Raw genomic sequence first — 26,976 nt, 5'->3', positions numbered from 1 at the left:
TTTCGAAGGTTCCTGCCATAGGAAAAATGAACTTATACATGCTGGGAAAGTGCGCGAAGAAATAGAAATCGGCCGGGCGGAGATGAGCGACCAAACGCTCGCCGAAAGGATAGTGATCCGCTATCAGGATCGCGCTCTCGCTTCCCAATATGAAGCCTGAGCAAGGGGGCGCGGGTGACGAATAGCTTTTACGAACGACCAATCTTGAACTCGCCTTATGCGCCACCGTCCCTTTATCACCCGCTGGACGATAACGGCCAGCCTATCGAGGGCGAGCCGATCACGGGGCGTCGCCCGTCGAAGTTCGTCGTGCCGGTGCCAGCGTCGCGGAAGAAAGCCGCCGTGGCGCAGGCATCGCTTGACCTCGAGACCTATACCGAGAACGCCAAGATCAACGAGATCCGCAGCTATGTCGATGCGTGGCGCGTGATTCCCAACCCCGGCGACTGGGGCATTACGCCTGCAACCCAGCGATTGCTCGAGCATTGGCGTCGTCCCGGAGATCAGTGGGCGGGCCCTCACCCCTTTTTCTGCCAGATCGAAGCCGTCGAAACGATGATCTGGCTGACCGAAGTCGCGCCGCGGCGGGCTGCGACCCGCGGGCTGCTCGACCAGATCGCCAAGGACAACGAGGAAGCCAATCCGGCGTTGTTCCGGCTTGCGATGAAAATGGCCACCGGCAGCGGCAAGACAACCGTCATGGCGATGCTGATTGCCTGGCAGGCTATCAACGCTGCGCGCAAGGAAACCAGGGATTTCTCGCGCGCTTTCCTGATCGTCGCGCCGGGCATCACGATCAAGGACCGGCTGCGAGTGCTCTTGCCGAGCGAATCGGGCAATTATTACGACACGCGGGAGATCGTGCCACCAGAGATGCTGCCCGAGATCCGCCGCGCCGAGATCGTCATCACCAACTACCACAGCTTCCAGCACCGTGAGACGCTTGCGATGCCCAAGGCGGCGCGCAGCTTCCTGCAGGGCAACGACCCCGAGCCGGTCCGGACGATCGAAACCGATGCACAGATGCTGGACCGGGCGTGCGGCAAGCTGCTGCGGTTCGAGCGCGTCAACGTCATCAACGACGAGGCGCACCATTGCTATCGTCACAAGGTCGGCGGCGATACCGAGGGCGCGCTGACCGGTGACGAGAAGAAGGAAGCCGAGCAGAACGAAGAAGCTGCGCGGCTGTGGATCAACGGCATTGAGGCGCTCGACCGGCAGCTGAAGAAGGGCAAGCGTAGCGGCGGCGTCCGCGCGGTCTATGATTTGTCGGCGACGCCGTTCTTCCTGCGTGGCTCCGGCTATCAGGAAGGCACGCTGTTCCCCTGGGTCGTGTCCGACTTCAGCCTGATGGACGCGATCGAGAGCGGCATCGTTAAGCTACCGCGTGTGCCGGTCACCGACAATCTCGTCCAGACTGACACAGTCGTTTATCGCGACCTGTGGAAGCACATCGGCAAGTCGATGCCGAAATCGACTGCGAGCGCCAACAAGCTCAGCCCGTTCGACCTCAACCCACTGTTGCTCACAGCGCTCAACTCGCTCTACAGTCATTATGCCGGCGAATTCGAGCGGTGGCAGCGGGCGGGCATTGGCGTGCCGCCAGTGTTCATCGTCGTATGCCAAAACACCGCTATCTCGAAACTGGTGTTCGAGTGGATCGCAGGGTTTGAACGCGGCGACGCCGAGGTGGGCGAGCGCGCCGCTTTCCATGCCGGCCATCTCGAATTGTTCCGCAACTATGATGAGCATGGCGGTCGACTTCCACGCCCCCGGACACTGCTAATCGACTCTCGCCAGCTTGAAGCCGGAGAGGCGCTCGACAAGGGCTTCAAGGAGGCTGCGTCGGCCGAGATCGAGCAGTTCAAGCGCGAACTGGCCGCGCGCGAAGGTGCCGGCAGCGTCAAGGGCGAGATCAACGAAAGCGACCTGCTGCGCGAGGTGATGAACACCGTGGGCCGCCCGGACCGGCTCGGCGAGCAGATTCGCTGCGTTGTTTCGGTGTCGATGCTCACCGAGGGCTGGGACACTAACACTGTCACCCACATCCTCGGCGTTCGCGCATTTGGCACGCAGTTGCTATGCGAACAGGTTGTCGGTCGTGGTCTCCGCAGGCAGTCATACGAGCTAAACAAGGACGGTCTGTTCGACGTCGAATATGCCGACATCATGGGCATTCCGTTCGACTTTGCGCGTTCGCCGCAGAAGGTCGACCCCAAGCCGCCCAAGCCGGTAACCCGAGTCCATGCGATCCAGGAGCGCGCGGAACTGGAAATCCGCTTCCCGCGTGTCAGCGGCTACCGACGTGAGCTTCCGTCCGACCGGCTGCACGCTGAATTCGACGAAGACAGCCGCCTTGTCATTACGCCCGAGGACATCGGTCCGACCTCGGTGACGATGGAGGGCATCGTCGGCGCTGGCGTCACCATCACGCCTGAGGTGCTGGCGCAGCTACGCCCCTCGGAGATTAGCTTCAACCTCGCCAAGCATCTGCTCTACACGCACTTCCGCGACGAAGACGGCTTTCCCAAACAGCATCTGTTCCCTCAGATTCAGCGGCTCGCAAGACGTTGGATCGACGAAGGGTACTTGGTCACCAAGGGTGTGCCCATCGGCGCGATCCTCTATCAGGAGCAACTCGCCCGTGCTGCGGAGAAGATTGATATCGCCTGCACTCGCGGCGGTGGCGGCCACATCGTCGCGGTGCTCGATCCCTACAATCCGAGCGGATCGACACGGCACGTCAACTTCATCACCTCCAAGGAGTGCTGGAAGACCGGTGCTCAGCCGCCCCGATCGCAGATCAGTCACGTCGTCCGGGATTCAAGCTGGGAGGTTGCGTTGGCTCAGGCGCTGGAAGGGCACGACCGCGTACTTTCCTATGCCAAGAACCAGGCGCTCGGCTTCGAGATCCCCTATCTCGATGGCGGCGCGATGCGGCGCTACCTGCCCGACTTCCTCGTTCGTTTGGACACTGGAGCCGAGCCGCTCAATCTGGTGGTCGAAATGAAAGGCCAGCGCGACGAAAGCGACAAGGCCAAGGCGCAAACCGCGCGCGAACTGTGGGTGCCCGGCGTCAACGCGCTCGGCGGCTACGGGCGCTGGGCATTCGCTGAGTTCACCGATCCCTACACCACCGAGGAAGAGTTCAAGGCTTTGGTCACCAAGCTCATCGACGGGGCGGCCGTCTGATGGCCCGCAAGCCCGGCACCCCGAAACAGGTCGGCGCGCTGCGTCACGACGAGGCAATGCGGCGGAATATCCCGACGGCGGAGATGGAGAGCTTCTTCCGCCGGGTGGAGGACACCGATCCACTGCCGCCCAAACATTATCCCCGCGCCCGGCCGCTGGCCGAGGGCGAGACCCGAACCGAAGAGGAACCGAGCGTGCCCGAGATTATCTGGAACGGGGCGCGAATCACGATCACGCCGGAACAGCAGGCGACTCTCGCCGAAACTGGCACGCTGACACTGGCCGACGCGCAACTCGTCTGGCGCGGCAAGGACCGGCAGGATTGGTCGGACCTGATCGTCAACGTGCCACCGCTCTACATCCAGGAGAAGATCCACCCCAAGGCGATCATCGATGACCTGAAGCGCCGCACCACCGAGGTGCGCGAGGCGACCACCGATGCGCCCGATCTGTTCGCTGACTTCAACGGCGTCGAACCCGACCAGCGCGCCGAATTCTACCAGCACGACCAGCATTGGTCGAACCGCATGATTCTGGGCGACAGCCTGCAGGTGATGGCCAGCCTGTCCGAGCGCGAAAGCCTGAAGGGCAAGGTCCAGTGCATCTATTTCGACCCGCCCTACGGCATCAAGTTTAGTTCGAACTGGCAGGTGTCGACACGATCGCGCGAAGTGAACGACCGTAAGCAAGCGGACATCAGTCGTGAGCCCGAACAGGTGAAGGCATTCCGCGACACCTGGAAGGACGGCATCCACAGCTATCTGACTTATCTGCGCGACCGGCTCACAGCGATGCGCGATCTGATGACTGACAGCGGCTCAATCTTTGTGCAGATGGGCGAGGAAAACGTCCATCTCGTTCGCAACCTTCTAGACGAGATTTTTGGAGCCGATAACTTCAGATCTCTGATCACCTTCCGCACGGCTGTTAGCACCAATACCATCTTTGGAATATCTGATTACCTTCTCTGGTATGCGAAGGATCGCCGCCGTCAGAAGGTGCGGGCGCTCTTCCCCGCGAAAACCGAAGCTAAATTGGACTCAACCTATAACTATCAGGGCGCCGACGGGGTCCGGTTCAAGGCAACCGATGAGATCTGGGGGACGGGCCGGGAGGCGCATTTTGGTCCGGTCCGAGCCGAGGGGACAGACCTCGTCGCGCCCAACAACAAGGGCTACAAGTGGGGCAAGATCGCAACCGAAAATCTGGTCCGTGCCGGCCGCACAGCGATCATTGCCAATCGCCTCTATGGCAAGAAGTTTGCGACTGACTTTTCGATTACAACTCTAACTAATCTTTGGGAGGATACAGCTACCAGCACATTCTCGGCCGATAAGGTTTATGTGGTGCAGACGAACACAAAGGTGATTGAACGCTGTCTGCAGATGACGACCGATCCGGGCGATCTCGTGCTCGACCCCACCTGCGGCTCCGGCAGCACCGCCTATGTCGCCGAACAATGGGGCCGGCGCTGGATCACGATGGACACCAGCCGCGTTGCGCTGGCGCTCGCCCGCACGCGGCTGATGGCGGCGCGCTACCCGTGGTATCTGCTCGCCGACAGCCGCGAGGGGCGCGCCAAGGAAGCCGCGCTCACGCAAACGTTGCCGCCCGAGACGCCGGTGCACGACGATATCCGACAGGGCTTCGTCTATGAGCGCGTGCCGCACATTACGCTCAAATCGATCGCCAACAATCCGCTGATCGACGACATTTGGAAGAAGTGGCAAGCGGTGCTCGAACCACTGCGCGCTGAACTGAACGCCGCGACGGGCGAGGCATGGGAGGAATGGCAGATTCTGCACGAACTGCCTGCCGCCGCGCCGTCCGCTGCTGCCGACCCGCACGCCAAATGGTGGGAAGCGCGCATCGCCCGCCAGTGCGAGATCGACGCCAGTATCGCCGCGCGCGCCGACGTGGAATATCTCTACGACAAGCCTTACGCCGACAGCGCCCGCGTTCGCGTTGCTGGCCCGTTCACGGTCGAGAGCCTGTCGCCGCACCGCGTCCTCCCCGCCAGCGAGGAGGAACTGAGCGAGACGATCGACGCCGCCCGCTCGGCCGCCGACGCCGATCTTGCCGGTGGCGATTTCGCCGCGATCGTCATCGACTATCTCAAGGCCGAGGGCGTCAAGCAGCAGGCCAGGGGCGACCGCATCACCTTCGAGAGTATCGCACCCTGGCCCGGCGACTTCATCGGTGCCGCCGCGACGTTTATCGAAGGGCGGGGCATCGAAGGCGAGGATGGCCCAGAACGCCGCGCCGCGATCCTGATCGGCCCCGAATATGGCACCGTCGGCCGGCAGGACTTGGTCGCTGCCGCACGCGAGGCGGTGGACAACCGCTTCGACGTGCTGATCGCCTGCGCCTTCAACTTCGACGCGCATTCGTCAGAGCTCGACAAGCTCGGCAGCCTCACCATCCTAAAGGCGCGGATTAACCCCGACATGCATATGTCGGAAGAACTGAAGAACACCGGCCGCGGCAACATGTTCGTCGTATTCGGGGAACCAGATGTGAAGGTGCTAGATGATGGCGGCGCGACGATCCGGGTGAAAGTGAACGGCGTCGACGTGTTCGACCCCAACACCGGCGACATCCGCTCCAGCGACACCAAGGGCATCGCGGCCTGGTTCATCGACACCGATTACAACGAAGAGAGCTTCTTCGTCCGCCACGCCTATTTCCTGGGCGCGAACGACCCCTACAAGAGCCTCAAGACCGCGCTGCGGGCCGAAATCGACGAGGATGCCTGGGCTACATTGTATTCCGATACTTCACGCCCGTTCGAGCGACCGGCAGGCGGGCGCATCGCGGTGAAGGTCATCAACCACTTCGGCGACGAGGTGATGAAGGTGTTTGGGGTGTAAGCGGGAGGCAGATATGGCTGTAGATCTTGAAGCGGCAATCAAGGCCCAAGTCGATGAGAGTATCAAAAGACTTACTGACCAACATGCCGGGCGGATGGAGAAACTTGAAGCCGAGTTTCAAGACGCTGTCGAAACTCGCGCCAAGGAACTGACCAAGAGAATTCTGTATGTCGCGATAGCCGTAGTCGCGGTAACATTGGGCGCTGCAGCCTTATCTCTGTACGGATCGATGAAAGAAGTAAATGGTCAAGTATTTACCTTGCAGAGCGCAATAATATCTGCGCAGAGTACGATCCGAGAGTCCGACAAAGAACTGAATAATCAAACCGCAAAACTCGCCGCAGCCAATGCTGCGATTGCTAGCGCCACGCGAGCCATCGAAGATAAGACTAAGGATCTTGAAAAGCAGCGTGCTCGCATGGTGTCAAAACCGTAACCATGAACTTCCTTATCGCCGATACTTTCACCGCTGCATTCAGCCGCCTTTCCACGCAGGATCAGAAGGCGGTAAAGGCCAGCGTGTTCGATCTGCAGGTGGACGCGACCGGCAACGGCCTCCAGCTTCACCGCATCGAAAAAAGCAAGGATCAGAATTTCTGGTCAGCGCGGGTAAGCCGCGACGTGCGGTTGATCATCCACAAGACAGGCGATTCGATGCTGGTCGCCTATGTTGATCATCATGACGGTGCCTATGCTTGGGCCGAGCGCCGCCGGATCGAGGCGCATCCGCGCACCGGCGCGGTGCAGATCGTGGAGGTGCGGGAGCGGGTCGAGGATATCGCGCCGCCGGCTACCTTCGACTTCGTCATGCCCGAAACGACAGCCACCACAACGCTGCAACCGCAGTTGTTTGCCTCGCTTGGCGACGACGCCCTGCTGTCGATCGGCGTGCCCATGGACTGGCTTGCCGATGTCCGTGCGGCAACCGAGGAAAAGTTCTTTGCACTAGCCGAGCATCTACCGGGCGAAGCATCCGAGGCGCTGCTGGAATACGCCGCGACGGGCGCGCTGCCGGTTCCCACTCCCGCGCCCGCCGCGACCAATCCTTTCACGCATCCTGATGCGCTGCGCCGTATCCGCCCGATCGCCGACCAAGACGAACTCGAGCAGGCTTTGGCCTTTCCTTGGGAAAAATGGGGGGTGTTCCTTCATCCGTCGCAGCGCGACCTTGTCGACCGCAGCTTTGCTGGCTCCGCGCGGTTGCGGGCTCTGCCGGCACGGGCAAGACGATCGTCGCGATTCACCGCGCAGTGCGGCTTGCGCGCGAGAATCCTCAAGCCCGTATTCTGCTCGCCAGCTTCTCGCAACCGCTCGCCGAAGCGATGGCGAAGAAGCTGCTGGTGCTGGCGCCCGAGACTGGCGGCATCGTGCCGCGCATCACCACGGCCTCGTTCCGCGGCATCGCCGAGCAAATGTATCAGCTCGAACACGGCGTGCGGCCGCGCATTGCTTCTGATGTCCTGCTGCGCGAACGGCTGAGCGAGGCCGCGAACGCCGCACAACTGAAGGGCTTTTCCGACCGATTTCTGCTGTCCGAATGGACTAACGTCATCGACGCATGGGGCATCACGACGTTCGACGCCTATTCGACCGTTCAGCGCATGGGCCGGAAGAGCCGGCTTGGCCCGAACCAGCGCGAAAGGCTTTGGCCGGTATTCGATGCGGTGCGGTCTGCCTTGGCGGCGGAGCGCTACACCACCTGGGCGCAAGTGTTCACTGGGCTGGCGCAGGCGCTGGCCGACCGGTCGCGCAAGCCGTTCGACCACATCATCCTCGACGAAGCGCAGGATCTGGCGCCGGCTGAGCTTCGTTTCTTCGCCGCACTGGCGCCCGCCTCATCGGACGCGCTCTTCTTGGCCGGCGACGTAGGACAGCGGATTTTTCAGCATCCCTATTCGTGGTCGAGTCTAGGCGTCGAGGTGCGCGGCCGATCGCATACGCTTAAGGTCTGTTACCGCACATCGCAGCAGATACGGCAAGCTGCCGACCATCTGCTGCCCGTCGTTTTGCGGGACGTTGATGGTTTGGAGGATGAGCGGCGCGGCATCGTGTCAGTGTTCGACGGACCGTCGCCGCAAGTCGAAACGTTTGCCTCCGGCACTGACGAAGCTACCGTGGTGCGTGAGACAATTGCCGGATGGATCGCTGATGGTGTAGCCGCTCACGAGGTCGGCATCTTCGTCCGCACCTCAGACCTCGTTGTCCGTGCTCGTGTGGCGTTGGCGGGCTTAGCGGAAGGGGGTGCTATCACAGCGGCGCCGATGCATCTTGCCAAAGGGCTTGAATTTCGCGCTGTAGTGGTGATGGCCTGCGATCAGGGCATCCTGCCGCTGGATGAACGTGTTGCCGACGCGGCGGACGAGGCAGAACTCGACGAAATATACGAGACCGAGCGGCGACTGCTTTACGTTGCCTGCACACGAGCCCGCGAACATCTTCTGCTGACTGGCGTGCGGCCTGCCTCCGAATACTTAGATGATTTTGGAACTGGTGTTAGGCACTGAAACTCGCCCGGTAGCTCGTGAGCACCGCGCTGATTAGGGATCGGACTCCGCGCTATCTGCGAACTTTACACGCCGAGATGAGTGTACGGCAGGTTTCAGGCCGACAGATTGTTAGGTCGGATGGCAGTTATGCCGACGGATCCAGAAACCGGCGACGAGGCCGACGGTTATACCCTCCAACAGCAACCAAGACCGGTGATATGTTGCGCGTGCGCCGGCCACTGCAATCGCACGTTGAACGTCGCGCGCCTGTTCCATATGTGCAGACGAGCGCGGATGACGAAGCCGTGAACGTGGCAGCGGAAATCGCCAAATTGCAGATGCTGATCGCCAAGCGCGACGAGGCCGAGGCAGTGATGTTCGACCATCTGAAAAGGCTTGGCTATGTCGGGTGAAATGATCCTCTACAACACTGAGGACGGCCAGGCCGTTATCCAGTTGAAGGCGCAGGACGGGTCCGCCTGGCTGTCGCAGATACAGATGGCGGAACTGTTTGAGACGACGGTCTCCAACATCAACAAGCATATCAAGGCGATACTCGAGGAGGGTGAGCAGCCGGAGGCAACTATTGAGCAATTCTCAATAGTTCAGATTGAGGGCGAACGCAGCGTCGCGCGGCAGGTGGCGCATTACAGCCTGCCCATGATCCTCGCCGTCGGCTTTCGCGTACGCTCCCTCAGGGGCAGCCAGTTCCGGCGCTGGGCGTCCACCACCCTTTCCGAGTATCTGGTGAAGGGCTTCGCGATGGACGACGTCCGGCTGAAGGAGCCGGACGCTGACTATTTCGAAGAGCTGCTGTCCCGCATCCGCGATATCCGATCCTCGGAAAAGCTGTTCTACAAGAAGGTGCTGGATATCTATGCCACCAGCGTGGACTATGACGGCAGCGCAGAGGCCAGCCAGCTGTTCTTCCAGACGGTACAGAACAAGATGCACTGGGCAGCCCACGGCCATACGGCGGCGGAGATCATCGCCAAGCGGGCGGACGCCAGCAAGGAGCATATGGGGCTGACCAGTTGGGCCAACCAGACGAAGGGTAGCCCGCCGCGCAAGGCGGATGCGCAAGTCGCCAAAAACTATCTGGAAGCAGACGAGATCGAGGCGCTGAACCGCATCGTGACTGCCTATCTGGAGTTTGCCGAATTGCAGGCGATGGCGCGCAAGCCGATGACGATGCAGGGCTGGATATCCAAGCTGGACGATTTCCTGAAGCTGGGCGACCGCGAAGTGCTGCCCCATGCCGGCAAGATTTCCGCCGATGTCGCGAAGGCCAAGGCGGTTGCGCAATATGACAAGTGGCATGAGCGGCAGTTGGAAGCCCCCAGCGCGGTGGAACGGCATTTCATCGAGGCGACTGCGAAGGCAAAGCAGATTGGCGCGGCGCGGCCTAAGTCCAGCGCTAAGGACAAGGGCAAATGAACGCTGTTGCTGAACTCGACAGGGAGATTGGCCCTTAGCTCTTCATTGCGCGCCTTCTCCGCCGACGCCCGCCGCAGGCACTTCCCACGGCTTACCGGCGATCTCAGGCTGCCCTTCAACATAGCTGACCGTCGCCCCGGTCTTTGCTTGAATCTCCCGGACGACGTCGAGGATGGTCTTCTCCGTCCACCCGTCGGGCTTTCCAACCACCTGTTCGGCCAGGGCCAGGCCAAGACGCGCGGAAATCCCCCCGCCTTGTTCCTTCACGTCGATCCCATAGACGTTCAGCTGATAGCCCTGCTGATAGGGGAACAGGCACAGCGTCAGACGCAGGTTCTGCGAACCCCGGACCTTGCGCAGCGCATTCGCGATCCAGACCGCGCCATCGCACGAGGCCTGCTTGAACTGGGCCAATTGCGAGGCAGGGATCATCGCCGCAATCCCGCTCATGCTGGCGCTGCCTTCCAGCGGGTTGCGGATGGTAAAGCGGCCGGGTGTTTCGGGAGGCGCGCCCATCACGATTGGCGTCATCGTCTGCGCATCGCTGGTGTTGCGCTTCAGGCCGGCACCGGCTGCGGCGATTACATCCCGCTTGGGAGCAGCCGTCTTCAGGTCGAAAATGTGATAGAGTTCGTTGGACTGGTTGCGGTCCTGCGCGATGGCCGGATTCTGGACGGCGAAGACGGCCAGCATTCCAGCGACGGCCAGTATTTTGCTTGGATGGAAACGGTGGCGGGCCTTTGCCGCCGGATACGCGAGCGGATTTTTCATATGTCGGGCCATCACCTGTCTCCGTTTGCATCCGGAGGCGGCCCGAGCCGGGTGTTCAGAACCCTGCATAGCACAAGGCGCCGCCACCTTTAGGCGGACCCTGGACATGCGTGACGGCCACCCGGCCGACATCTGTGTCGACCGGCTGCTATGCCAAGAGGTTCTGAAGCCTCCCCGCCGGGACGTACCGGACAGTCCCTCCAGCATAGCTGGAATGGACGAACGCGCAATCGCTGCGGCGAAGGAAATGATCCTATTCTGCTGGAGGGGGCGGCCGTGTGCGCCCCTACATCTTCCGTCCCCCACGTCAGCACCTCCACCTCCCAAATCTCGATCTTCGTTTGATCAATTTTGGACGCCGAAAGGTGGCGCGACATGGGGTGTAGAATGCAGACCGAATTTTAACATGTTCGGTCTTACATGTTAAAGGATTGGTCGAAACGCTAACATGTTGGGTCGACACATCCGCGACGTGGTGGAGGCGTTAGCATGGGGTTGGCACAGCACCTGCTCTCAGAAGCTGTCTCGGGCTTATACGACTTCAAATGATTGCAGGCTTCCAGAATCCGCCAGATGCAGCCACGCGGGGTTCAATCTTTAAATTTCGGTATTGTCACAGGTGGCGGCTCCATCGAACCAAAGCCGACAAGCTTGCGAACCATTAATTGTCCGCAGACAAGCAAGGTGCAACCAATCGCCAACATGATCGCGAGAACAAATGAAAGTAGATCGAAGGGCCAGTCATCTCCGCGAGGGTCGAATATAAAAGCCAAGGCGGCGATCAGAACAAGCGCCATGCCCACAAAGCGAAATTTGTTCGCCAGGTCGGCTAGCTTGGCCTCAAGTGTCGGTCGTCCGCCCATCACTTTTCACCTCCTCACGTATCATTCAACATATCGAAGATCGGCCCAGCTTCAGCTTGGGGGCTCGTGCCCTTTTGGGTGGAGTTGCGGAAAATGTACGTGCCGATTTTTGCAGCCCGATTCGGGCTAAGAGACAACTTGCGCTCCTGCGCCTCCGAAAAAAGCGCCTCGATGGTTTCCGAGACAAGCGCGACACTCTTCTCCCCAGCATTCGCCTGCAACCCGACCAGCCACTCCAGATCAACTTCGAAGGCTTCGCAAAACACAATGGCAGTCGACAATGGGATTTCTCGCTTCTCTAATTCGTAGTTCTTATAGGTTTTGTCGGAAATCTCGAGCATTGCCGCGGCCTTAACCTGCGATACCTGCTTGTTCGCGCGCGCAGACGCCAGCCGACTGCCAATACCCTGCATCCCCGTCATGTTGACAATTGTTCCCCAATGGTGTTCATTCGTTCCCTGAAACGAATCATGTGCCAAGTCATACCCCATCTGGCTCGTTTTTGGGAGAAAATAGCAATGCAAGGCATTTCAGGCGATCTGTTGACCCCTCGACAGCTCGCTCAACGCTCTGGCTGGTCGGTTAAGACGATACGCAAGCTGCTAGCTGAGCGCCGCATTCGTCATTTGAAGCGCGGCAATCGCTACCTGATCCCCCAGAATGCCATTCAAGAATTCTTGGACACGAATATGGTGGAACCGGAGGTAAGCCATGGGTGAGTTTAGTCACATTGAAATTCAAACGCCCTTTCCCGCTTCAGAAGGCCGTGTAGCTGGTAAGAAGCGCGTCAATGCTTTCACGCAAAGTGAACTGACGGCCGCTTTCAAGGCCGGCACCTCCGCAGGTGTGCGCGTCGTTTTGAACTTCTCTCCCGATGGGAGAAAAAGAGTTGAAACCTTTCCGCTGACCTCGGGTGAATCAATTTCTCCAAGCGATATTGATGACGCAATCGAAGTCGGCAAGTGGTGAAGCAAGTTCGTCTCCCACGCTACGTCAGCTTCTTTCGAGATGGTGGCGGTATTGCACGCTATCGCTTCCGTTGCGCGAAGAAGGGCATCGATACCTATATGAAGGCGCAACTATTCTCTCCAGAATGGGAAACAGAATATCATGCGCTCATGGCTGGCACGGTCACGCCGACAACAATTGGAGCCCATCGCTACTTGCCGGGTACTATTGGTGACATGGTGGGGCGGTACCGGGCTTCGGACGAATGGTCACGTAAGGGGCCAGCCACGCGCAAAGCCTGGAACACTTCGCTCGGACGATTGACTGAAGCGATAGGGGGGCATCCAGTTTCGAGCCTTGACGCTGACGGAGCACGCCGGATTCTTGCCAAAATGGCGGACCGCCCGTTTGCAGCCGATAATTTTCGGAAGCGGATGAAGACGTTGTGGTCATGGTCCATTCCGAACCTCGCCAAGACCAATCCTTGGCGGGAAACCAAACCTTACGCTCGCAAGACCGACGGCCACAGAGCGTGGACTGAGGAAGAAATCGTCAGTTTCAATCGGTGTTTTCCGTTAGGCTCAAAAGAGCATTTGGCTATGCATCTGATGTTGGGCACCTTCGCTCGCCGGAGTGACGCCATTCGACTGGGACCACAGCATGTAAAGCGTGATCGACTGCAATTCCGGGCGCGCAAGAATGGTGAAGATCTGGATATCCCGATCATGCGAGATCTCCGCGCTGCGCTGAACAAGCACAAAGCGGATAGTCTTTGCTTTTTGGTCACAGAGTTCGGTCGCCCCTTTTCCGATGCCGGGTTTGGCAACTGGTTCGGAGATCGATGCCGGACGGCCGGAGTTCCCGGCCGTGCCCACGGCTTGCGGAAGTTGGCGGCGATCCGAATGGCGCTCGCCGGCGCTACGGTGCCAGAGTTGATGGCGTGGGGTGGATGGAAAACCGAACGTGAGCCGATCCGCTACATTCAGCAGGCCAATAAAGCGAAACTCGCAGACGCAGGTGCTGCAAAATTGTCTAGGCATCGTGCGAAGCTAGACAAATCTTCAGCCAAGGCATTGAAAGAAGACAAGAAATGAAAAAGGGTGGTGGTCCCGACTGGATTCGAACCAGTGGCCTACGGTTTAGGAAACCGCCGCTCTATCCTGCTGAGCTACGGGACCATGGCGCGCCCTTGCGGCATCGGCCGGGAATTCGCAAGTCTCAGGCGTCTGCGAGGCGGCGGGGGCGGAAGGGGAGTGGGGCGACCGGGATGCCTTCCGAGAGGAGATCGACTGCTTCTGCGAGGCTTGCTTCGCCGTAGATGCCGCGGGCTGGGGCTTGCGCTGTGCTGTCTGCCTCTGCCCCATTCGCTGTTGCCCCGTTCGCGGCCCTTTCCGTTGCTTCGTGGCGGGCGCGGGCTTGGGTGGCGAAATCGCGGCCGACATAGTCGCAATTCGCCTCCACCTCTGCGCGCAACGCTTGCAGTCGGGCCGTTTCGGCCTGACGTTCCGCCGCCGTCACCACGCGGTTGCCCTTGGGAGAGACCGCCGGGGCCATCACGGCCTTGTCCACTTCGGCCGAGCCGCAGATCGGGCAGGAGACGAGGCCGCGCGCCTGTTGCGCCTCATAATCGGCGCTGCTGCCGAACCAGCCCTCGAAGATGTGGGACTGGCCGCATTTCAGATCGAACAGGATCATCGGGCGTCTGCCACCTGCGGCGCGGCCAGCGGGCGGGCGTGGACAAGGTTGGGGATGCGGGCATGGGCGTCCGCCACTTCGCCCAGATCGATATCGACCGTGGCGATGCCCGGTTCCGTGCCCATATCCAGCAGCACCCGGCCCCAGGGGCTGATCACCAGCGAATGGCCATAGGTTTCGCGGCCGTCCTCATGCTGGCCCGCCTGCGCCGCCGCCACGATGAAGGCTCCGGTTTCGATGGCACGGGCGCGCAGCAGCACATGCCAATGCGCTTCGCCGGTGGGGACGGTGAAGGCGGCAGGCTGGGCGATCAGCTGCGCGCCGGCCAGCGCCAGCGCGTTGTGCAACTGCGGGAAGCGCACATCATAGCAGATGGTGAGGCCGAGCCGGCCCCATGCGAGGTCCGCCAGTTGCACCTGCTGGCCCGACACGAAGCTGGCCGATTCGCGATAGCGATCTCCGTTGGGGAGATCGACGTCGAACAGGTGCATCTTGTCGTAGCGGGCGGCGATGCGGCCGTCCGGCGCGATCAGGAAGCTGCGGTTGGCGAGGCGGCCTTCGGGCGACACCTGTGTATCGCGGATCGCGAGCGAGCCGATGGCGATGGCGACGCCGTGCCGCCGGGCGGCATCGCGCAGTGCGTTGAGCGACGGATCGTCCGCTTCCGTGCGGGAGGCTGCGATCAGCCGCTTGGTATTGCGATCCAGCAGGCCCGACATTTCGGGCGTGAAGATGATCTCCGCGCCTTCTGCCGCCAGTTGTTCAGCGGATCGGGCGAGTTCGGCTGCGTTCCTGTCCGGATCGAGGCCTGTGCGGGTCTGGATCAGCCCGAGCTTCGTCATGCTGCCAGCAGCGGATCCAGCCCGCCTGCACGGTCCAGCTCGGCGAGATCGTCTGACCCGCCGATGTGGCGGCCGTCGATGAAAATCTGCGGGACCGTGGTGCGGCCGCCCGCGCGCTCGATCATTTCCGCCCGCTGCGGGCCGCCCATGCTGATATCATATTCCTCAATCTCCACCCCCTTCGATGCCAGCAGCGCCTTCGCGCGCGTGCAATAGGGGCAGTAGAATTTGGTGTAGACTTCAACTCTGGCCATGATCGTCCTGACTGCGTGCACCTTCAACATATGGAGCCATGTCTGTCGCTGCAACCCGCGCGTGGACCAGCACGGAGACGCGGGCCGCGCCGCCGCGCTTCAGAACGCCCGCCGCGGCAGAGGCGGTGGCCCCGCTCGTCATCACATCGTCGATCAGCAGGATGTCACGCCCGGAGATCCGATCTTTCGCGCCGTCGGCCAGCCGGAACGCGCCTTGCACATTGCGCTGTCGTTGCGGCCGGGTAAGCCCGCGTGTGCTGCGCGTGGCCTTCACCCTGAGGAGCAGCTCCGGATCGAGCGGCGCACCCGTGGCACTGGCAATGGCGCGGGCCAGCACCAGCGCCTGATTGTAGCCGCGCGAGGCCAGCCGCCAGCGGTGCAGCGGCACGGCTGAGACCAGCGTTTCCGGCCCGGCCCAACCCGGCGCGGCGCGCAGCATGGCGGCGGCCATCGGGGCGGCATAAGCCTCCCGCCCGTTCTTGAAGGCCAGCACCAACTGCCTTGTCGGGCCGTCATACAGGAAGGGGGCCGCCGTGCGATCGAAGCGGGGCGGTTCGCTGAGGCAACCGAGGCAGTGGGTTTCCGTCTGCCATTTCAGCGGCAGCGGGACGGCGCATTGCAGGCAGCGCGCGCCGGAAATCGGCTTCAGCGCGGCATAGCAATCGCCGCAGAAGCTGATCGGCGTTGCAACCGGGGCCTTGCAGGCCATACAGGCGGGCGGCATCAGCAGATCGAACAGCGCGCGCGTCGCCGAGCGGGCGGAAGCAAGGATCAGACTGTCAGCGGCCATCCCGGCTAGCTAGCATGAAATGAGGGCAGGCGCGCCATGGCGCAGATGGAGCCATTCGACAGAAAGGCGCGGCAGCGCGCGCGGGACCGGGCCGCCGGGCTGATCGCCGGGCGCGAGCAGATGCTGTGGCATGTGGCCGACGAACTGGCGGAGCGACGGCAACTGCGGGGCGCTGCGCCGCAAGGCCCGGAGCTTTGGATCGGCCTGATGTTGCCGCCGCCGGGCGTGACCGGTCTGGACCCGTCGCCCCGGCTGGCCGCTGCCCATGGCGGTGTTGCGGGCGAGGAAGATCAGCGCCACTTCGCCGACGGGCAATTCGCCAGCATCACCGCCTTCATGACGCTGCACGGCGTGAACGACCTGCCCGGCGCGCTGCTGCTGTGCCGCCGGGCGCTGAGGCCCGGCGGGCGCTTTCAGGCGGCCTTCCCCGCTGGATTTTCGCTGGGCGCGGTGCGCGACGCCTTTCTGGAGGCCGATGTAGCGGCGGGCGGCGGGGTTTCTCCGCGTGTGGGGCCGACGGTGGATCCGGCCGAAGCCGCCGGGCTGCTGCAACGCGCCGGGTTTGTGGAGCCGGTGGCCGAAGTGGACACGCTGACGCTGCGCTACCAGTCCCTCACCGATCTGGCGCGGGACGTGCGCGCCCATGGTGACAGCGGCTGGCTGGCCAGCCGAGGGCGCGGGCTGACGACGCCCCGACGCTGGGCGGCCGCCGAAGCGGCCTTCGCGCGGGAGGCGGCGGCGGATGGGCGCGTGGGGGTTGAGGTGCAGATATTGTATTTGTCGGCTGTGGCGCCTTGAGGGCTAGGTGGGTTTTTTGCCTCCGGCAGGCAGGGATATGATTTCCCTGCACCCTCTAAATTTCCGTTGCAGCCCAACTGCCACGCCGTGCGAGTGATCAGATTCGATCGCCTGCGGCGCTACGGAGCACTCTCCCCCTGCAAGGGGGAGAGATGGAGAGGGGGTGTCGCCGGTTGGCCCGAACCATTGACATCCCCACAAATACAACCGTCACCCCGGACTTGATCCGGGGTCAAGCTTTCACCCGCAACGTTGGAGAAGAACAGCTAGACTCCGGATCGAGTCCGGGGTGACGGGTGGGGAGGTAGGTGGGACACGCTCCAAAGCGCCGCAGGCACCAAATCTCTAACCTTGCGCCCTGTGGACAGCCCCCACCCCAACCCCTCCCCTGCAGGGGAGGGGCTAAATACTTCGGGGGTGCAGGGGAATCATTCCCCTGCCGGGGGAGTTTGAGGGGGCAGAGCCTCCTCAACTCCAACGCTGCCGCCGAACAATGACCGAGGCGTCAGACCAAGGCGGCGAGGTGGGGGCGGATCAGGTCCGGGTGGGTGACGGGGAGGAAGTGGCCGGTGTTGGGGACACGTTGCACCATGGCGTTGCGCACATGGGCGCGAATCCAGTCTTCCTCGTGCGCGGGGACGGTGCTGCCGTGGCTGGCTGCGAGGAGGGAGAGGGGGACATTGACCGTTGTGACGCTGCTCTGGAAGCTGCTGGTGACGCCGCGGAAGCTGGTGGCTTCCCATGCGGGGGTGCAGGCAAGGCGGACGCCGGTTTCGTCTGGCAGGAGGCCGCCTTCGATATAATCGTCCAGCGCGCGGTCTGGCCAACCGGTGAAGACGCCGCGGTTGTGGTAGGCGGTGCGGGCGGCTTCGCGGCTGGCGAAGTGGCTGCGGCGGCGTTCGGCCTGATCCGCCATATGGTTGGGCATCGCGGTGCCGGCATCGCGGGCGGTGCGATAGGCTTCGGCCTGCGCGAAGGGGATGAAGGGCGGGTCGATCAGGCAGAGCGAGGTGGCGAGGCCGGGGTTGTCGGCTGCGGTCTCCAGCGAGACGCTGGCGCCGAAGCTGTGGCCCGCGAGGCGGACCGGGCCGCCGCCGAGCGCTTCAATCAGGTTGCGCAGGTCTTGCCGGTAGAGAACCCAATCCGTGGGAATCTGGCCGGGGATGGCCTCCAGTTCGGTGCGGCCGTGGCCGCGCGCGTCATAGGCGATGATGTGGAAGCGGTCTGCCAGCGGTTCCAGCAGTTCGGAATAGACGCGCGCGCACATGCCGGTGGCGTGGGTGAACAGCAGCAGCGGGCCTTCGCCCCATTCCAGCGCGAAAATGCGACCGCCGGGGACTGGGATATAGGATTCGCGGGGCCTCATGAGAGCAGGACATGCGCTCCTTCGGCGTGCCAGCCGAGCCAGACGTCTTCATCCCAGCTGAAATCCTCCTGATCCCAGCGGGTGAGGTTGGGGCGGATCACGCGCACGCGTTTGCCGCCTTCCAGCATCACATCATAGACGGATTCGGAGCCGAGATAGGCGATGTCCATGATCCGGCCCTTCACCACATTATGACCGGGCGGTGTCCCCTCCATCGTGGGAGGGCCTTCGCCGTTCATGCGCTTGTGCAGTTCGACCTTTTCCGGGCGCAGCGCGAGCCATATCTGCACCGTTTCGGACGCCCCGGTGCCATGATCCAGCCACGCCTTGATACCGATTTCGGGCAAGTGGATGATGGCATGATCGCTTTCATCTTCTTCCACCCGGCCTTCGAACAGGTTCACGCTGCCGATGAAATCGGCGACGAGGCGGGTGGCGGGGAATTCGTAAAGGTCGGCCGGGGTCGCCACCTGCATGAGGGACCCCTTGTTCATCACCGCGCAGCGGCTGGCGAGCGCCAGCGCCTCGTCCTGATCGTGGGTGACCATGACGAAGGTGATGCCGAGCCTGTCTTGCAGGGCAGACATTTCGAAGCGCAGTTCTTCCCGCAGTTTGGCGTCCAGCGCGGAGAGGGGTTCATCCAGCAGCAGCACGCGTGGGCGTTTGACGATGGCGCGGGCCAGCGCCACACGTTGGCGTTGCCCGCCCGACAGCTGATCGGGCATGCGCTCGCCATAGCCTTCCAACTGCACGACGGCGAGGGCGGCTTCGGCGCGTTCGCGGCGTTCGACGGCGGGCACCCCCTCCATCTTCAGGCCATATTCGATGTTTTTGATGACCGAGAGGTGCGGGAAAACGGCGTAGCTTTGGAACACCATGTTCACCGGCCGCTTGTTGGGCGGCACCTTGGTGACATCCTGCCCGTCAATGAGGATCTGGCCCGAGGTGGGGGTTTCGAAGCCTGCGAGCATGCGCAGCAGCGTGGTCTTGCCGCAGCCGGACGGACCGAGCAGGGCGAAGAATTCGCCCTCCTGAATGGTGAGGGAGACATTGTCCACCGCGGTCACCGGACCGAAGCGCTTGGTGATGTTCCGGAATTCGATGATGGTCCGTTTTGGAGCCGGATCTGGCATCAGCTGGTCTTTTCGGCTTCAGCTCGGGCCTGGAGCCGGAGCGCGATGAAGGTGAGGAGGACGGTGAACAGCAGCAGCAGGGTGGAGATGGCGTTGACCTTCGGCGTGACCGAGAAGCGCACCATCGAATAGACCTTCACCGGGAAGGTGACGGTATCCGGCCCGGCCGTGAAGAAGGTGATGACGAAATCATCGAGGCTAAGAGTGAAGGCCAGCAGCGCGCCTGCGAGCAGCGCCGGGCGCAGGTGCGGGATCACTACATCCCACAGGGCGCGCCAGTCACTGGCGCCCAGATCGCGGGCTGCTTCTTCCTGCGAGCGATCGAAGCTGTGTAGCCGGGCACGCACGACGACGGCGACGAAGGGGAAGCTGAAGGCGACATGGGCGATGACGATCGCGCCCAGAGACAAGGGCCATGGCAGGCCCGACGGCCATGGCATGACGCGGGCGAAGAAGATGAGCATGGCGACGCCCATGCAGATTTCCGGCACCACGATGGGCAGCGAAAAGGCCCCATCCACCAGCGGTTTGCCGGGAAAGCGGAAGCGCCAGAGCGCGATGGCCGCCAGCGTTCCAAGGGCCAGACTGATGACGGTGGAGAGGGCGGCGATGGTGAGCGAATTGATGAGCGACTGCACCAGCTCGGTGTCTTCGAACACCTTGCGATACCAATCGAAGGTGAAGCCCTGCCATTTGGTGGTGCGGCGGCTGTCGTTGAAGCTCATCACCACGAGCACGACGAGGGGGGCGTAGAGGAAGATGAAGACCAGCCCCATCCACAGCCGGAGCGGCCAGCGGCGGGCGTAGTCGAGCAGGCCGGGTTTCTCGCTCATTCGGGCCTCTCCCGCCGTTTCAGCAGGGACTGGAGCGCGATGCCGAACAAAGTGAGATACATCAGCATGAAGGCGAGTGCGGCACCGAAGGGCCAGTCATTCGCTCGCTTGAACTGGCGTTCGATCACGTTGGCGATCATCTGGCTATCTGGCCCGCCCAGCAGATCGGGCTGGAGATAGCTGCCCAGCACCGGGATGAAGGTGAGGAGGACGGCCGAGATGATGCCCGGCCCGGCCAGCGGCAGCACGATGTTCCAGATGGTGCGCAAATGCCCGGCACCGAGATCGAAGCTGGCCTCCAGCAGGGACCGGTCCAGCCTGTCCAGCGCGGCGTAGAGCGGCAGCACGGTGAAGGGCAGATGGACATAGACGAGCCCCACCATCACCGCGAAATTGTTGTTCATGAGGCTCAGGCGTTCGAACCCGGCCCAGCCGAAGGCCAGTTCGAGGCCCGAATTGATCAACCCTTCATCGCGCAGCAGGGCGATCAGCGCATAAGTGCGGATCAGCAGGTTTGTCCAGAAGGGCAGCATCACGCCGATCAGCAGCCATGTTTTCAGATTGGGCGGCGCGAAGCTGATGGCGAGCGCGACGGGGAAGCCGACGATCAGGCAGATCAGGGTGGCGAGCGCCGCGAAGGCCAGCGACTTCCCCATGATGCCCAGATAGAGCGGCTCCAGCGCGCGGGCGTAATTGGCGAAGGTGCCGGAAATCTCGATGTCGGAAATGCCGACATTGGTGCCGAAGCTGTAAGCCCAGACAACCGCCATCGGCACCGCGAAGAACAGCAGGAACCAGCCCAGCGGCGGCCCAAGCAGCGCCGCAAAGCCGGTTTTGGCCCGCTTCCAGTCGGTTTCACCCCCGCTCATCGCCCGCCCCCGGTTTCAGTGATCAGGCGCGGACGCGGGTAATGGCTTCCTCGAACAGGCGCTGCTGTTCCGGGCCTTCGAATTTGCCCCATTCGCTGTTGTCCATGCCTGTGCCCGAAGGGAAGATGATGGGGTTTTCGCGATAGGATTCCGGCATCAGCGCCTTCGCAGCCGAATTGGGCGTGGGATAGAGGATGGTTTCGGCGATATGCTTTCCAGCCTCTGCATCCAGCAGGAAGTTGATGAACTTGTGCGCCAATTCCGGGCGTGGCGCGCCCTTGGGGATAGCCAGCGTGTCTGCGTTCAGCAGCGAGCCTTCCTTCGGCACGACGAAGCCGATGTCCGGATCTTCGGCGGCGATCTGCGCGATGTCTCCGTTGAATTCCATCACCAGATCGACATCGCCCGCCAGCAGCAGGTCCTGCCCATTGTCTTCGTGGAAGGTCTTGATGTTGGGCTTCTGGCGGATCAGCATTTCCTCCACCTGCTTGATGGTGGCGGCGTCGATCCCGTTCAGGGATTTGCCCAGATATTTGGCGCCCAGTCGGATCAGGTCCGCCGCTTCGGAGAGCAGGGCGATCCGGCCCTTGTAAAGATCGGAATCATACAGCCATTTCCAGCTATCCGGCGTGCCGTTCACGCGCGACTTGCGATAGCCGATGCCGGTGACGAGCCAAGTGTAGGGCACGCTGTGCTTGGGCGCGGGATCATAATCCTGCCCGAGGAATTCCGGGGCGATATTCTTCAGATTGGGAATCTGCGCGAGATCGAGCGGCATCAGCATATCGGCCTGCCGCATCCGGGTGACGAATTCGTTGGAGGGCACGATCACGTCATAGCCGGGATTTCCGGCCTTCAGCTTGGCGAACAGCTCGTCATTGGTGGAGAAATAGCTGGTCTGCACCTTGACGCCGCTGGCTTTGTTGAAATCCGCCAGCGTGGTTTCGCCGATATAGGTATCCCAAGTGTAGAAGTTCAGCTTGTCGCCATCTCCGCCCTTGCCGCCGCCGCAGGCCTGCAGCGAGAAGCCGACTGCGGCCACACCCATTGCCGAGACGAGACTGCGCCGGGACAGGCGCAGCGGCGAACGCGCGCCGGAGCTGCCGGAACCAGAGCCGCCGTCCGAACCAGAGCCATTTTCGAAAGCCGTCATGTCTGCCCTCCTGCCCCAGCGATGCTGATGAACAGCTTGGTAGAACAGGCGGATTGCGAAATGTAGCCCTTATTGTGCGTTGCGGCGCAAAGACTGCGATTTTACCGGGCAGGCCAGTTTAGCGGCGGCTTCTAGCGGCGACGGGGCGGCGGGTCTCCACTGCCTTGTTCAACCAGTTGCCGCAGCGTTTCGTCATTAAGATCGCCCGGCTCAGCCAGAAGATCCGCGACCTGAACAGTCTGCCCGCGATCCCGTGCGGACAGCACCGCGAATCCGGCCGAGAGCAGGCTTTCCACATTGCTGTCCCGCGCGACGCGGGAGGGACCGCCCAGCACCACCGCGATCAGTCGACGGCCATCGCGCACGGCGGATGCGGCGAGCGTGAAGCCGGCGGCGTTGGTAAAGCCTGTCTTGATACCGTCCACACCGGGCATCGTGCGTAGCAAATGGTTGTGGTTCGGCAGCACCTGGTTGCCGAACACGAACTGCTGCTGCTGATAATAGCTGTAATATTGCGGGAAGCTGCGGATCGTCGCCTGCGACAGGATGAAAATATCGCGTGCAGTGGTGACCTGCCGAGAATCCGGCAGCCCGTTCGGATTCACGAAATAGCTGTTCGACATTCCCAGTTGCTTCGCGCGCAGCGTCATCCGGCGCGCGAACTCCTCGGAACTGCCCGCGATATGCTCGGCTAGCGCGACGGAGACATCGTTGGCGGATTTGGTGGCAAGGCTTCTGATCGCCTGATCGACGGTGAGGCTTTCGCCCGCCTTCAAGCCCAGCTTCGAAGGGCGCTGGCCAGCGGCAAAACGGCTCATCACCACGCGGTCATCCAGTTTCAGCGTGCCGGCGGCCAGCTGCTCGAACACCATATACAGCGTCATCACCTTGGTAATGGAGGCCGGGAAGCGCTGCATGTCGGCCCGGCGGGAATAGAGCACTTCGCCGGTGTTCGCGTCGGCCACAAAGGCGGCATATTTCTGCTGATCGAACAGGCTGAGGGCCTGCACCGGCGCTGGGAGCGACAGTGTTGCGGCACCAAAGAGGACGGCAACCGCGCAGTCGCGAAGCGCTTTCATCGGATGTGATTTCGTCTGATACATGGGCATTGCCGGATAGTTACCATAGCGGGGACTCCGGCGGCTAGAGTCTAAGAGCGCCAATTCGGTGGCAATGGCGCAATTGAAGCCCTATCTGGCGCAACAATGGAGACTTTGCCCGATCCGATCTGGCGCCCGTTCCCGGGACTGTCCGATTATGCCGAAACGGTTTCAGCGATGGAGGCGCATGTCTCAGCGATGATGTCGGGCAACGTGGGCGAGGAAATTTGGCTGGTTGAGCACCCGCCGGTTCTGACAGCGGGCACCAGCACCACGGCGGGAGATCTGCTGCAACCGGGGCGGTTCCCGATCCACGACGTCGGCCGTGGCGGGCGGATTACTTATCATGGGCCGGGCCAGCGCGTGGTGTATCCGATGCTCGATCTGGGGAAGCGCGGGCGCGACGTGCGACGTTATGTCGCCGGGCTGGAAGCCTGGGCAATTGCCGCCTTGGGGGAGCTGGGCATCGAGGCTGGCATTAGCGATGCCGGAACCGGCATCTGGGTGCAGACCCGCACGGGACTTGCTAAGATCGGCGCGATCGGGGTGCGTGTGCGGCGATGGATCAGCTTTCACGGCCTGTCGTTGAACGTCTCGACCGATCTGGGGCATTTTTCCGCGATCGTGCCGTGCGGGATTGCTGGACATGGTGTCGCGCGGGTTGTGGATCTGGCACCGTTGGCCACGATGCAGGCACTGGATGAGGCACTGTCACACAATCTGCCGGTTTTGATGCACTCTTTGTCGGCATCCGCTCCTCCGCGAATCAAGACGCTTGAGGCTGCCTCGGATTGCCGCTAGGTTTTGTGCCGGTTCGGGGTCGGCTGAGACCGGGAACTCCAGAACTTTTGCAAAAGACCAATCAGGAGTCAGATAATGGGTGAAGTTCTCCAGAAGGTGAAGGCTGCCGCGCTCGTGTCCGGTGCCGCTCTGTTCGTTGTTGCTTGCGGTGGCGCCAAGCCGGCTGAAGAGGCTGCTGCCCCGACCGAAGCTGCTGCTGTTGAAGCCGCCCCGGCCGACGCCGCTCCTGTTGACGCCGCCCCGGTTGCGGAAGCTGCGACCGACGCCGCTGCTGCTGCCACTGATGCCGCCGCGACTGCGACCGACGCCGCCGCTGCTGCGACCGACGCTGCTGCCGCTGCTGCCCCGGCGGAAGCGCCGGCCAAGTAGTCTGGCTTACATCGATCGAATGATCGAATGGTTCCGGAAAGGCCGCCCCAGAAAGGCGGCCTTTCTTACAAGTGGAGGGAGAGAAAAATGAGCCTCACAGAAATTACCCAAGGCATGTCGGATCGTGTTGCCAAGAATGGGGGCATTGCCGGCAAGGTTGTGACTTTTGATTTTGGGGACGATGGTGCCGTTCGAATCGACGGCACTGCGACGCCTGCCGTTGTAGACAATGACAATGGACCCGCGGATTGTCGGGTAAAGGTGTCGATCGCCGATTTCACCGACATTGCTTCTGGCAAGCAAAACCCGCAAATGGCCTTCATGATGGGCAAACTGAAGGTTGAAGGCGACATGGGTATTGCAATGCAACTGGGCAAGATTCTGGGCTGATGGATCACATCCGGAAGGCTCCGCCCGCCAGATTTCTGCTGGCGACCACCTGCGCACTGCTGGGCGGAATCGCGTTCGGAGGCCACGAGGCCGGGGCGATGACTGCCCCGGCCCCGCTGGCCGGCTTGAACACGAAGGAAGACAGGGCAGACAAGGTCTGGGCCTTGCGCGCTGGGTTGAACGTCGCGGCGCTGCAATGCCAGTTCTCGCCGTTTTTGGGTACAGTGCCCAATTACAACGCACTGTTGCGGCAACATTCTGACGAAATGGCTGAGTCATTCAAGCTGATGACGGGGTATTTCGTCCGCACGCAGGGCCCGCGCATCGGGCAACGGGCGTTCGATACTTATGCGACGCGCGCAAACCAAAGCTGGGCTAGTTTCGACGGACAGATCAGCTTCTGCAACAAGGCCGCCATCGTCGGGCGTAAGGCCCTTGCAATTCCAAAGGGCCAGTTCGCGGAATTCGCGGCAACAGAATTGCCTGCACTAAGGGAAAGCGTGAACCAACGGCAAGAGCCGATCTTGCTCCCCAAATATGAATGGGCAGTGGTTCCGGTGCTGACGGATCCCTGCCAAGGAAAGCGCCGCTGTCGCTGAATTGGCGGAGGGGATAAGCAACCACATTCCGAACTCGCGGCAACGTCTTATGAATTCCCCTTCATGAGATCCGTTGTCTGATTAAGCTGGCTCGGAAACGACAAATTAGAAGAAGCCGAAATAAAAAAGGACCCGCACATTAGCTGTACGGGTCCTAATTTTATGGTTGGCGGAGGCCTAAACCCCCGCCAGCCATTTATCAGTTCGTCGGCTGACCGAAGATGATTTCGGCGCGGCGGTTCTGCGGCTCGCGCACACCCAGCGGCGTGTCGACCAGCAGACGGTTGAAGCCGAAACCACGCGTCGTCATCTGCGCTTCGGGGATACCCTTGCCAGCCATATAGGCCTTCACGGCATTTGCCCGACGCTCCGACAGAGCCTGGTTGTAGGCAGCCGGACCCGACGTATCGGTGTGACCATCAATCACCACCGACGACTGGCCGGTTTGAACATAGGCTTCCGCGGCGCGATCGAGGATCGCAGCAGCTTCCGGCGTGATGTTGTACTTATCCCAGTCGAAGAAGACCAGGAACGGCCCGGGCACAACCACCGAAGGCGGCGGAGGCGGAGGCGGAGGCGGCGGAGGCGGCGGAGGCGGCGGAGGCGGCGGAGGCGGCGGAGCTTCTTCGTACAGGTTGAAGCTCAGGCCCAGCAGCAGGCTGTGGCTACGCCAATTGCCCGAAAGATCGTGGCCATTGGTCGTCTGAAGGTCAACACCGTTCATGTTGAAGAAACGGTACTTCAGCGACAGGTCAATCTTGTCGGACAGCGCGTAACGAACGCCCGCAATGGCCTGCCAAGAGAAGCCGGTGTCGCTGTCATCAGAGAACGCGGCACCATATTTCTGGAGTTGCCAGATGTGCGCCTTGAAGCGCGACACACCGACACCACCGCCGACGAAGCCACCAAACGGCGAACCCTCTTCGGCACCGAAGTCGAACATGCCATTCAGCATGAACGACAGAATCTGAGCATTGCCGTCAGCACTGTCATAGCGACCGGCGGGCGGAACGCCCACACCACCCAGGCCGCCCCACGCCGGGTTGCCCCAAGCGATGGGCGGGATCCCGCCCGCAACGGTGATCGCATCAAGATTGGCGTTCTTGTACGAAACTTCGAATTCGCTCCGGAAAGCGCCGAAGTCATAACCAAGCACGCCGCCGACTTCCCAGCCGGGTTCATACTTGTTGCGCAACGCGCTCGAAACACCAACGCCAGCGGCGGTTTCGATATCCCAGCTCTTGGTTTCAGCAACGAAACCACCAGCCTCGAGCCCAATATACCAGGAGTTATCGCGCGCTTGCGCGGCTCCTGCCAGCACCGTGGTCGCCAGCGCGACCGCAACGGCGAACTTGCCCATGACTATCCCCTTCAACGTAATGACGCACTAAGGCGCAGCCATCTAAACGAGGGCATA

Annotated in this window: 28 protein-coding genes and 1 tRNA gene; 14 read left to right on the top strand and 15 right to left on the bottom strand. The window is 61.9% G+C overall.

Annotated features, from left to right (window positions below):
• Positions 1 to 174 precede the first annotated feature (174 nt).
• The 6 genes from FJQ54_RS15930 (at position 175) to FJQ54_RS15905 (ending at position 9,985) form a co-directional block, all read left to right on the top strand.
• Positions 175 to 3,192: a BPTD_3080 family restriction endonuclease gene (locus tag FJQ54_RS15930; protein WP_140929403.1), complete on the top strand. Its 3,018-nt coding sequence runs from the start codon at positions 175 to 177 to the stop codon at positions 3,190 to 3,192.
• A complete protein-coding gene (locus FJQ54_RS15925) occupies positions 3,192 to 6,062 on the top strand; it encodes a site-specific DNA-methyltransferase (protein ID WP_140929402.1) in 2,871 nt (956 codons plus the stop codon). Before FJQ54_RS15930 ends, FJQ54_RS15925 begins: the two co-directional genes overlap by 1 nt.
• A gap of 13 nt (positions 6,063 to 6,075) precedes the next feature.
• Positions 6,076 to 6,498 (top strand): hypothetical protein, encoded by a 423-nt coding sequence (locus tag FJQ54_RS15920; protein ID WP_140929401.1) that lies wholly within the window; start codon positions 6,076 to 6,078, stop codon positions 6,496 to 6,498.
• 697 nt (positions 6,499 to 7,195) lie between these two features.
• The gene (locus FJQ54_RS15915) at positions 7,196 to 8,566 is read left to right on the top strand and encodes a UvrD-helicase domain-containing protein (protein ID WP_207790446.1); all 1,371 of its coding nucleotides are present in this window, start codon (positions 7,196 to 7,198) and stop codon (positions 8,564 to 8,566) included.
• A 260-nt stretch (positions 8,567 to 8,826) separates the two neighbouring features.
• On the top strand, positions 8,827 to 8,961 hold the full coding sequence (locus FJQ54_RS17980) for a hypothetical protein (RefSeq protein ID WP_268920592.1): 135 nt from the start codon (positions 8,827 to 8,829) through the stop codon (positions 8,959 to 8,961).
• A complete protein-coding gene (locus tag FJQ54_RS15905) occupies positions 8,951 to 9,985 on the top strand; it encodes a virulence RhuM family protein (RefSeq protein ID WP_140929399.1) in 1,035 nt (344 codons plus the stop codon). The genes FJQ54_RS17980 and FJQ54_RS15905 overlap by 11 nt, the downstream gene beginning before the upstream one ends.
• 42 nt (positions 9,986 to 10,027) lie before the next feature.
• On the opposite strand, the gene FJQ54_RS15900 is transcribed toward FJQ54_RS15905, so the two are convergent.
• From FJQ54_RS15900 to FJQ54_RS15890, 3 genes are all read right to left on the bottom strand, one after another.
• Positions 10,028 to 10,768: a hypothetical protein gene (locus FJQ54_RS15900; protein WP_140929398.1), complete on the bottom strand. Its 741-nt coding sequence runs from the start codon at positions 10,766 to 10,768 to the stop codon at positions 10,028 to 10,030.
• Between the two features lie 578 nt (positions 10,769 to 11,346).
• A complete protein-coding gene (locus FJQ54_RS15895; RefSeq protein WP_140929397.1) occupies positions 11,347 to 11,622 on the bottom strand; it encodes a hypothetical protein in 276 nt (91 codons plus the stop codon).
• An 11-nt stretch (positions 11,623 to 11,633) separates the two neighbouring features.
• Positions 11,634 to 12,110 carry a helix-turn-helix domain-containing protein gene (locus tag FJQ54_RS15890; protein WP_140929396.1) on the bottom strand — a complete coding sequence of 159 codons (477 nt, stop codon included), beginning with the start codon at positions 12,108 to 12,110 and terminating at the stop codon, positions 11,634 to 11,636.
• On the opposite strand from FJQ54_RS15890, the gene FJQ54_RS18135 reads away from it, so the two are divergent.
• The 3 genes from FJQ54_RS18135 to FJQ54_RS15875 are packed head-to-tail and all read left to right on the top strand — an operon-like array spanning position 12,060 to position 13,661.
• A complete protein-coding gene (locus FJQ54_RS18135; protein WP_408006034.1) occupies positions 12,060 to 12,338 on the top strand; it encodes a helix-turn-helix domain-containing protein in 279 nt (92 codons plus the stop codon). The genes FJQ54_RS15890 and FJQ54_RS18135 overlap by 51 nt on opposite strands.
• Positions 12,331 to 12,588 carry a hypothetical protein gene (locus FJQ54_RS15880; RefSeq protein WP_140929395.1) on the top strand — a complete coding sequence of 86 codons (258 nt, stop codon included), beginning with the start codon at positions 12,331 to 12,333 and terminating at the stop codon, positions 12,586 to 12,588. The genes FJQ54_RS18135 and FJQ54_RS15880 overlap by 8 nt, the downstream gene beginning before the upstream one ends.
• Positions 12,585 to 13,661: a tyrosine-type recombinase/integrase gene (locus FJQ54_RS15875; RefSeq protein WP_140929394.1), complete on the top strand. Its 1,077-nt coding sequence runs from the start codon at positions 12,585 to 12,587 to the stop codon at positions 13,659 to 13,661. The genes FJQ54_RS15880 and FJQ54_RS15875 overlap by 4 nt, the downstream gene beginning before the upstream one ends.
• A gap of 7 nt (positions 13,662 to 13,668) precedes the next feature.
• On the opposite strand, the gene FJQ54_RS15870 is transcribed toward FJQ54_RS15875, so the two are convergent.
• The 5 genes from FJQ54_RS15870 to FJQ54_RS15850 form a co-directional block, all read right to left on the bottom strand.
• Positions 13,669 to 13,745, bottom strand: a tRNA-Arg gene (locus tag FJQ54_RS15870).
• 40 nt (positions 13,746 to 13,785) lie between these two features.
• The gene (locus tag FJQ54_RS15865) at positions 13,786 to 14,262 is read right to left on the bottom strand and encodes a DUF1178 family protein (RefSeq protein ID WP_140929393.1); all 477 of its coding nucleotides are present in this window, start codon (positions 14,260 to 14,262) and stop codon (positions 13,786 to 13,788) included.
• Positions 14,259 to 15,104, bottom strand: a complete 846-nt coding sequence (locus FJQ54_RS15860; RefSeq protein WP_140929392.1) for a carbon-nitrogen hydrolase family protein — start codon at positions 15,102 to 15,104, stop codon at positions 14,259 to 14,261. Before FJQ54_RS15860 ends, FJQ54_RS15865 begins: the two co-directional genes overlap by 4 nt.
• Positions 15,101 to 15,358: a glutaredoxin 3 gene (gene grxC / locus FJQ54_RS15855; protein ID WP_140929391.1), complete on the bottom strand. Its 258-nt coding sequence runs from the start codon at positions 15,356 to 15,358 to the stop codon at positions 15,101 to 15,103. Before grxC ends, FJQ54_RS15860 begins: the two co-directional genes overlap by 4 nt.
• Positions 15,345 to 16,148, bottom strand: a complete 804-nt coding sequence (locus FJQ54_RS15850; protein WP_140929390.1) for a double zinc ribbon domain-containing protein — start codon at positions 16,146 to 16,148, stop codon at positions 15,345 to 15,347. The genes grxC and FJQ54_RS15850 overlap by 14 nt, the downstream gene beginning before the upstream one ends.
• A 36-nt stretch (positions 16,149 to 16,184) precedes the next feature.
• Between FJQ54_RS15850 and FJQ54_RS15845 the strand changes: the two genes are divergently transcribed.
• Positions 16,185 to 16,946, top strand: coding sequence for a methyltransferase domain-containing protein (locus tag FJQ54_RS15845; protein ID WP_140929389.1), 762 nt, complete (start codon positions 16,185 to 16,187; stop codon positions 16,944 to 16,946).
• A 505-nt stretch (positions 16,947 to 17,451) separates the two neighbouring features.
• On the opposite strand, the gene FJQ54_RS15840 is transcribed toward FJQ54_RS15845, so the two are convergent.
• From FJQ54_RS15840 to FJQ54_RS15815, 6 genes are all read right to left on the bottom strand, one after another.
• Positions 17,452 to 18,312 carry an alpha/beta fold hydrolase gene (locus FJQ54_RS15840; RefSeq protein ID WP_140929388.1) on the bottom strand — a complete coding sequence of 287 codons (861 nt, stop codon included), beginning with the start codon at positions 18,310 to 18,312 and terminating at the stop codon, positions 17,452 to 17,454.
• Complete coding sequence (locus FJQ54_RS15835) at positions 18,309 to 19,445, bottom strand: ABC transporter ATP-binding protein (RefSeq protein ID WP_140929387.1); 1,137 nt, start codon at positions 19,443 to 19,445, stop codon at positions 18,309 to 18,311. The genes FJQ54_RS15840 and FJQ54_RS15835 overlap by 4 nt, the downstream gene beginning before the upstream one ends.
• The gene (locus FJQ54_RS15830) at positions 19,445 to 20,278 is read right to left on the bottom strand and encodes an ABC transporter permease (RefSeq protein ID WP_140929386.1); all 834 of its coding nucleotides are present in this window, start codon (positions 20,276 to 20,278) and stop codon (positions 19,445 to 19,447) included. The genes FJQ54_RS15835 and FJQ54_RS15830 overlap by 1 nt, the downstream gene beginning before the upstream one ends.
• Positions 20,275 to 21,147, bottom strand: a complete 873-nt coding sequence (locus FJQ54_RS15825; RefSeq protein ID WP_140929385.1) for an ABC transporter permease — start codon at positions 21,145 to 21,147, stop codon at positions 20,275 to 20,277. Before FJQ54_RS15825 ends, FJQ54_RS15830 begins: the two co-directional genes overlap by 4 nt.
• A 22-nt stretch (positions 21,148 to 21,169) precedes the next feature.
• Positions 21,170 to 22,195 (bottom strand): polyamine ABC transporter substrate-binding protein, encoded by a 1,026-nt coding sequence (locus tag FJQ54_RS15820; protein ID WP_235890520.1) that lies wholly within the window; start codon positions 22,193 to 22,195, stop codon positions 21,170 to 21,172.
• Positions 22,196 to 22,431: 236 nt separating this feature from the next.
• The gene (locus FJQ54_RS15815; protein WP_207790444.1) at positions 22,432 to 23,379 is read right to left on the bottom strand and encodes a D-alanyl-D-alanine carboxypeptidase family protein; all 948 of its coding nucleotides are present in this window, start codon (positions 23,377 to 23,379) and stop codon (positions 22,432 to 22,434) included.
• 126 nt (positions 23,380 to 23,505) lie between these two features.
• On the opposite strand from FJQ54_RS15815, the gene lipB reads away from it, so the two are divergent.
• From lipB to FJQ54_RS15795, 4 genes are all read left to right on the top strand, one after another.
• Positions 23,506 to 24,201 carry a lipoyl(octanoyl) transferase LipB gene (gene lipB / locus FJQ54_RS15810; protein WP_140929383.1) on the top strand — a complete coding sequence of 232 codons (696 nt, stop codon included), beginning with the start codon at positions 23,506 to 23,508 and terminating at the stop codon, positions 24,199 to 24,201.
• Positions 24,202 to 24,276: 75 nt separating this feature from the next.
• Positions 24,277 to 24,570 (top strand): hypothetical protein, encoded by a 294-nt coding sequence (locus FJQ54_RS15805; protein ID WP_181160194.1) that lies wholly within the window; start codon positions 24,277 to 24,279, stop codon positions 24,568 to 24,570.
• Positions 24,571 to 24,657: 87 nt separating this feature from the next.
• Positions 24,658 to 24,960 (top strand): SCP2 sterol-binding domain-containing protein, encoded by a 303-nt coding sequence (locus FJQ54_RS15800; RefSeq protein ID WP_140929382.1) that lies wholly within the window; start codon positions 24,658 to 24,660, stop codon positions 24,958 to 24,960.
• Between the two features lie 98 nt (positions 24,961 to 25,058).
• Positions 25,059 to 25,559 (top strand): hypothetical protein, encoded by a 501-nt coding sequence (locus FJQ54_RS15795; RefSeq protein ID WP_140929381.1) that lies wholly within the window; start codon positions 25,059 to 25,061, stop codon positions 25,557 to 25,559.
• Between the two features lie 199 nt (positions 25,560 to 25,758).
• Here the strand turns inward: FJQ54_RS15795 and FJQ54_RS15790 are convergent, their stop codons facing one another.
• Positions 25,759 to 26,919, bottom strand: coding sequence for an OmpA family protein (locus FJQ54_RS15790; RefSeq protein ID WP_140929380.1), 1,161 nt, complete (start codon positions 26,917 to 26,919; stop codon positions 25,759 to 25,761).
• Positions 26,920 to 26,976 lie beyond the last annotated feature (57 nt).

The organism is Sandaracinobacter neustonicus (assembly GCF_006385875.1).
GTDB classification, from domain to species: Bacteria; Pseudomonadota; Alphaproteobacteria; order Sphingomonadales; family Sphingomonadaceae; genus Sandaracinobacteroides; species Sandaracinobacteroides neustonicus.
This window is presented reverse-complemented; position numbering and strand designations above follow the sequence as displayed.

What these genes read in the sequence shown, in the direction of transcription:
- FJQ54_RS15925 (WP_140929402.1), top strand. Translation starts at nt 3,192, where the DNA reads ATGGCCCGCAAGCCCGGCACCCCGAAACAGGTCGGCGCGCTGCGTCAC.
- FJQ54_RS15920 (WP_140929401.1), top strand. Translation starts at nt 6,076, where the DNA reads ATGGCTGTAGATCTTGAAGCGGCAATCAAGGCCCAAGTCGATGAGAGT.
- FJQ54_RS15915 (WP_207790446.1), top strand. Translation starts at nt 7,196, where the DNA reads ATGGGGGGTGTTCCTTCATCCGTCGCAGCGCGACCTTGTCGACCGCAG.
- FJQ54_RS15905 (WP_140929399.1), top strand. Translation starts at nt 8,951, where the DNA reads ATGTCGGGTGAAATGATCCTCTACAACACTGAGGACGGCCAGGCCGTT.
- FJQ54_RS15900 (WP_140929398.1), bottom strand. Translation starts at nt 10,768, where the DNA reads ATGGCCCGACATATGAAAAATCCGCTCGCGTATCCGGCGGCAAAGGCC.
- FJQ54_RS18135 (WP_408006034.1), top strand. Translation starts at nt 12,060, where the DNA reads ATGGTGTTCATTCGTTCCCTGAAACGAATCATGTGCCAAGTCATACCC.
- FJQ54_RS15890 (WP_140929396.1), bottom strand. Translation starts at nt 12,110, where the DNA reads ATGGGGTATGACTTGGCACATGATTCGTTTCAGGGAACGAATGAACAC.
- FJQ54_RS15880 (WP_140929395.1), top strand. Translation starts at nt 12,331, where the DNA reads ATGGGTGAGTTTAGTCACATTGAAATTCAAACGCCCTTTCCCGCTTCA.
- FJQ54_RS15865 (WP_140929393.1), bottom strand. Translation starts at nt 14,262, where the DNA reads ATGATCCTGTTCGATCTGAAATGCGGCCAGTCCCACATCTTCGAGGGC.
- FJQ54_RS15860 (WP_140929392.1), bottom strand. Translation starts at nt 15,104, where the DNA reads ATGACGAAGCTCGGGCTGATCCAGACCCGCACAGGCCTCGATCCGGAC.
- grxC (WP_140929391.1), bottom strand. Translation starts at nt 15,358, where the DNA reads ATGGCCAGAGTTGAAGTCTACACCAAATTCTACTGCCCCTATTGCACG.
- FJQ54_RS15850 (WP_140929390.1), bottom strand. Translation starts at nt 16,148, where the DNA reads ATGGCCGCTGACAGTCTGATCCTTGCTTCCGCCCGCTCGGCGACGCGC.
- FJQ54_RS15845 (WP_140929389.1), top strand. Translation starts at nt 16,185, where the DNA reads ATGGCGCAGATGGAGCCATTCGACAGAAAGGCGCGGCAGCGCGCGCGG.
- FJQ54_RS15840 (WP_140929388.1), bottom strand. Translation starts at nt 18,312, where the DNA reads ATGAGGCCCCGCGAATCCTATATCCCAGTCCCCGGCGGTCGCATTTTC.
- FJQ54_RS15835 (WP_140929387.1), bottom strand. Translation starts at nt 19,445, where the DNA reads ATGCCAGATCCGGCTCCAAAACGGACCATCATCGAATTCCGGAACATC.
- FJQ54_RS15830 (WP_140929386.1), bottom strand. Translation starts at nt 20,278, where the DNA reads ATGAGCGAGAAACCCGGCCTGCTCGACTACGCCCGCCGCTGGCCGCTC.
- FJQ54_RS15825 (WP_140929385.1), bottom strand. Translation starts at nt 21,147, where the DNA reads ATGAGCGGGGGTGAAACCGACTGGAAGCGGGCCAAAACCGGCTTTGCG.
- FJQ54_RS15820 (WP_235890520.1), bottom strand. Translation starts at nt 22,195, where the DNA reads ATGGGTGTGGCCGCAGTCGGCTTCTCGCTGCAGGCCTGCGGCGGCGGC.
- FJQ54_RS15815 (WP_207790444.1), bottom strand. Translation starts at nt 23,379, where the DNA reads ATGAAAGCGCTTCGCGACTGCGCGGTTGCCGTCCTCTTTGGTGCCGCA.
- lipB (WP_140929383.1), top strand. Translation starts at nt 23,506, where the DNA reads ATGGAGACTTTGCCCGATCCGATCTGGCGCCCGTTCCCGGGACTGTCC.
- FJQ54_RS15805 (WP_181160194.1), top strand. Translation starts at nt 24,277, where the DNA reads ATGGGTGAAGTTCTCCAGAAGGTGAAGGCTGCCGCGCTCGTGTCCGGT.
- FJQ54_RS15800 (WP_140929382.1), top strand. Translation starts at nt 24,658, where the DNA reads ATGAGCCTCACAGAAATTACCCAAGGCATGTCGGATCGTGTTGCCAAG.
- FJQ54_RS15795 (WP_140929381.1), top strand. Translation starts at nt 25,059, where the DNA reads ATGACTGCCCCGGCCCCGCTGGCCGGCTTGAACACGAAGGAAGACAGG.
- FJQ54_RS15790 (WP_140929380.1), bottom strand. Translation starts at nt 26,919, where the DNA reads ATGGGCAAGTTCGCCGTTGCGGTCGCGCTGGCGACCACGGTGCTGGCA.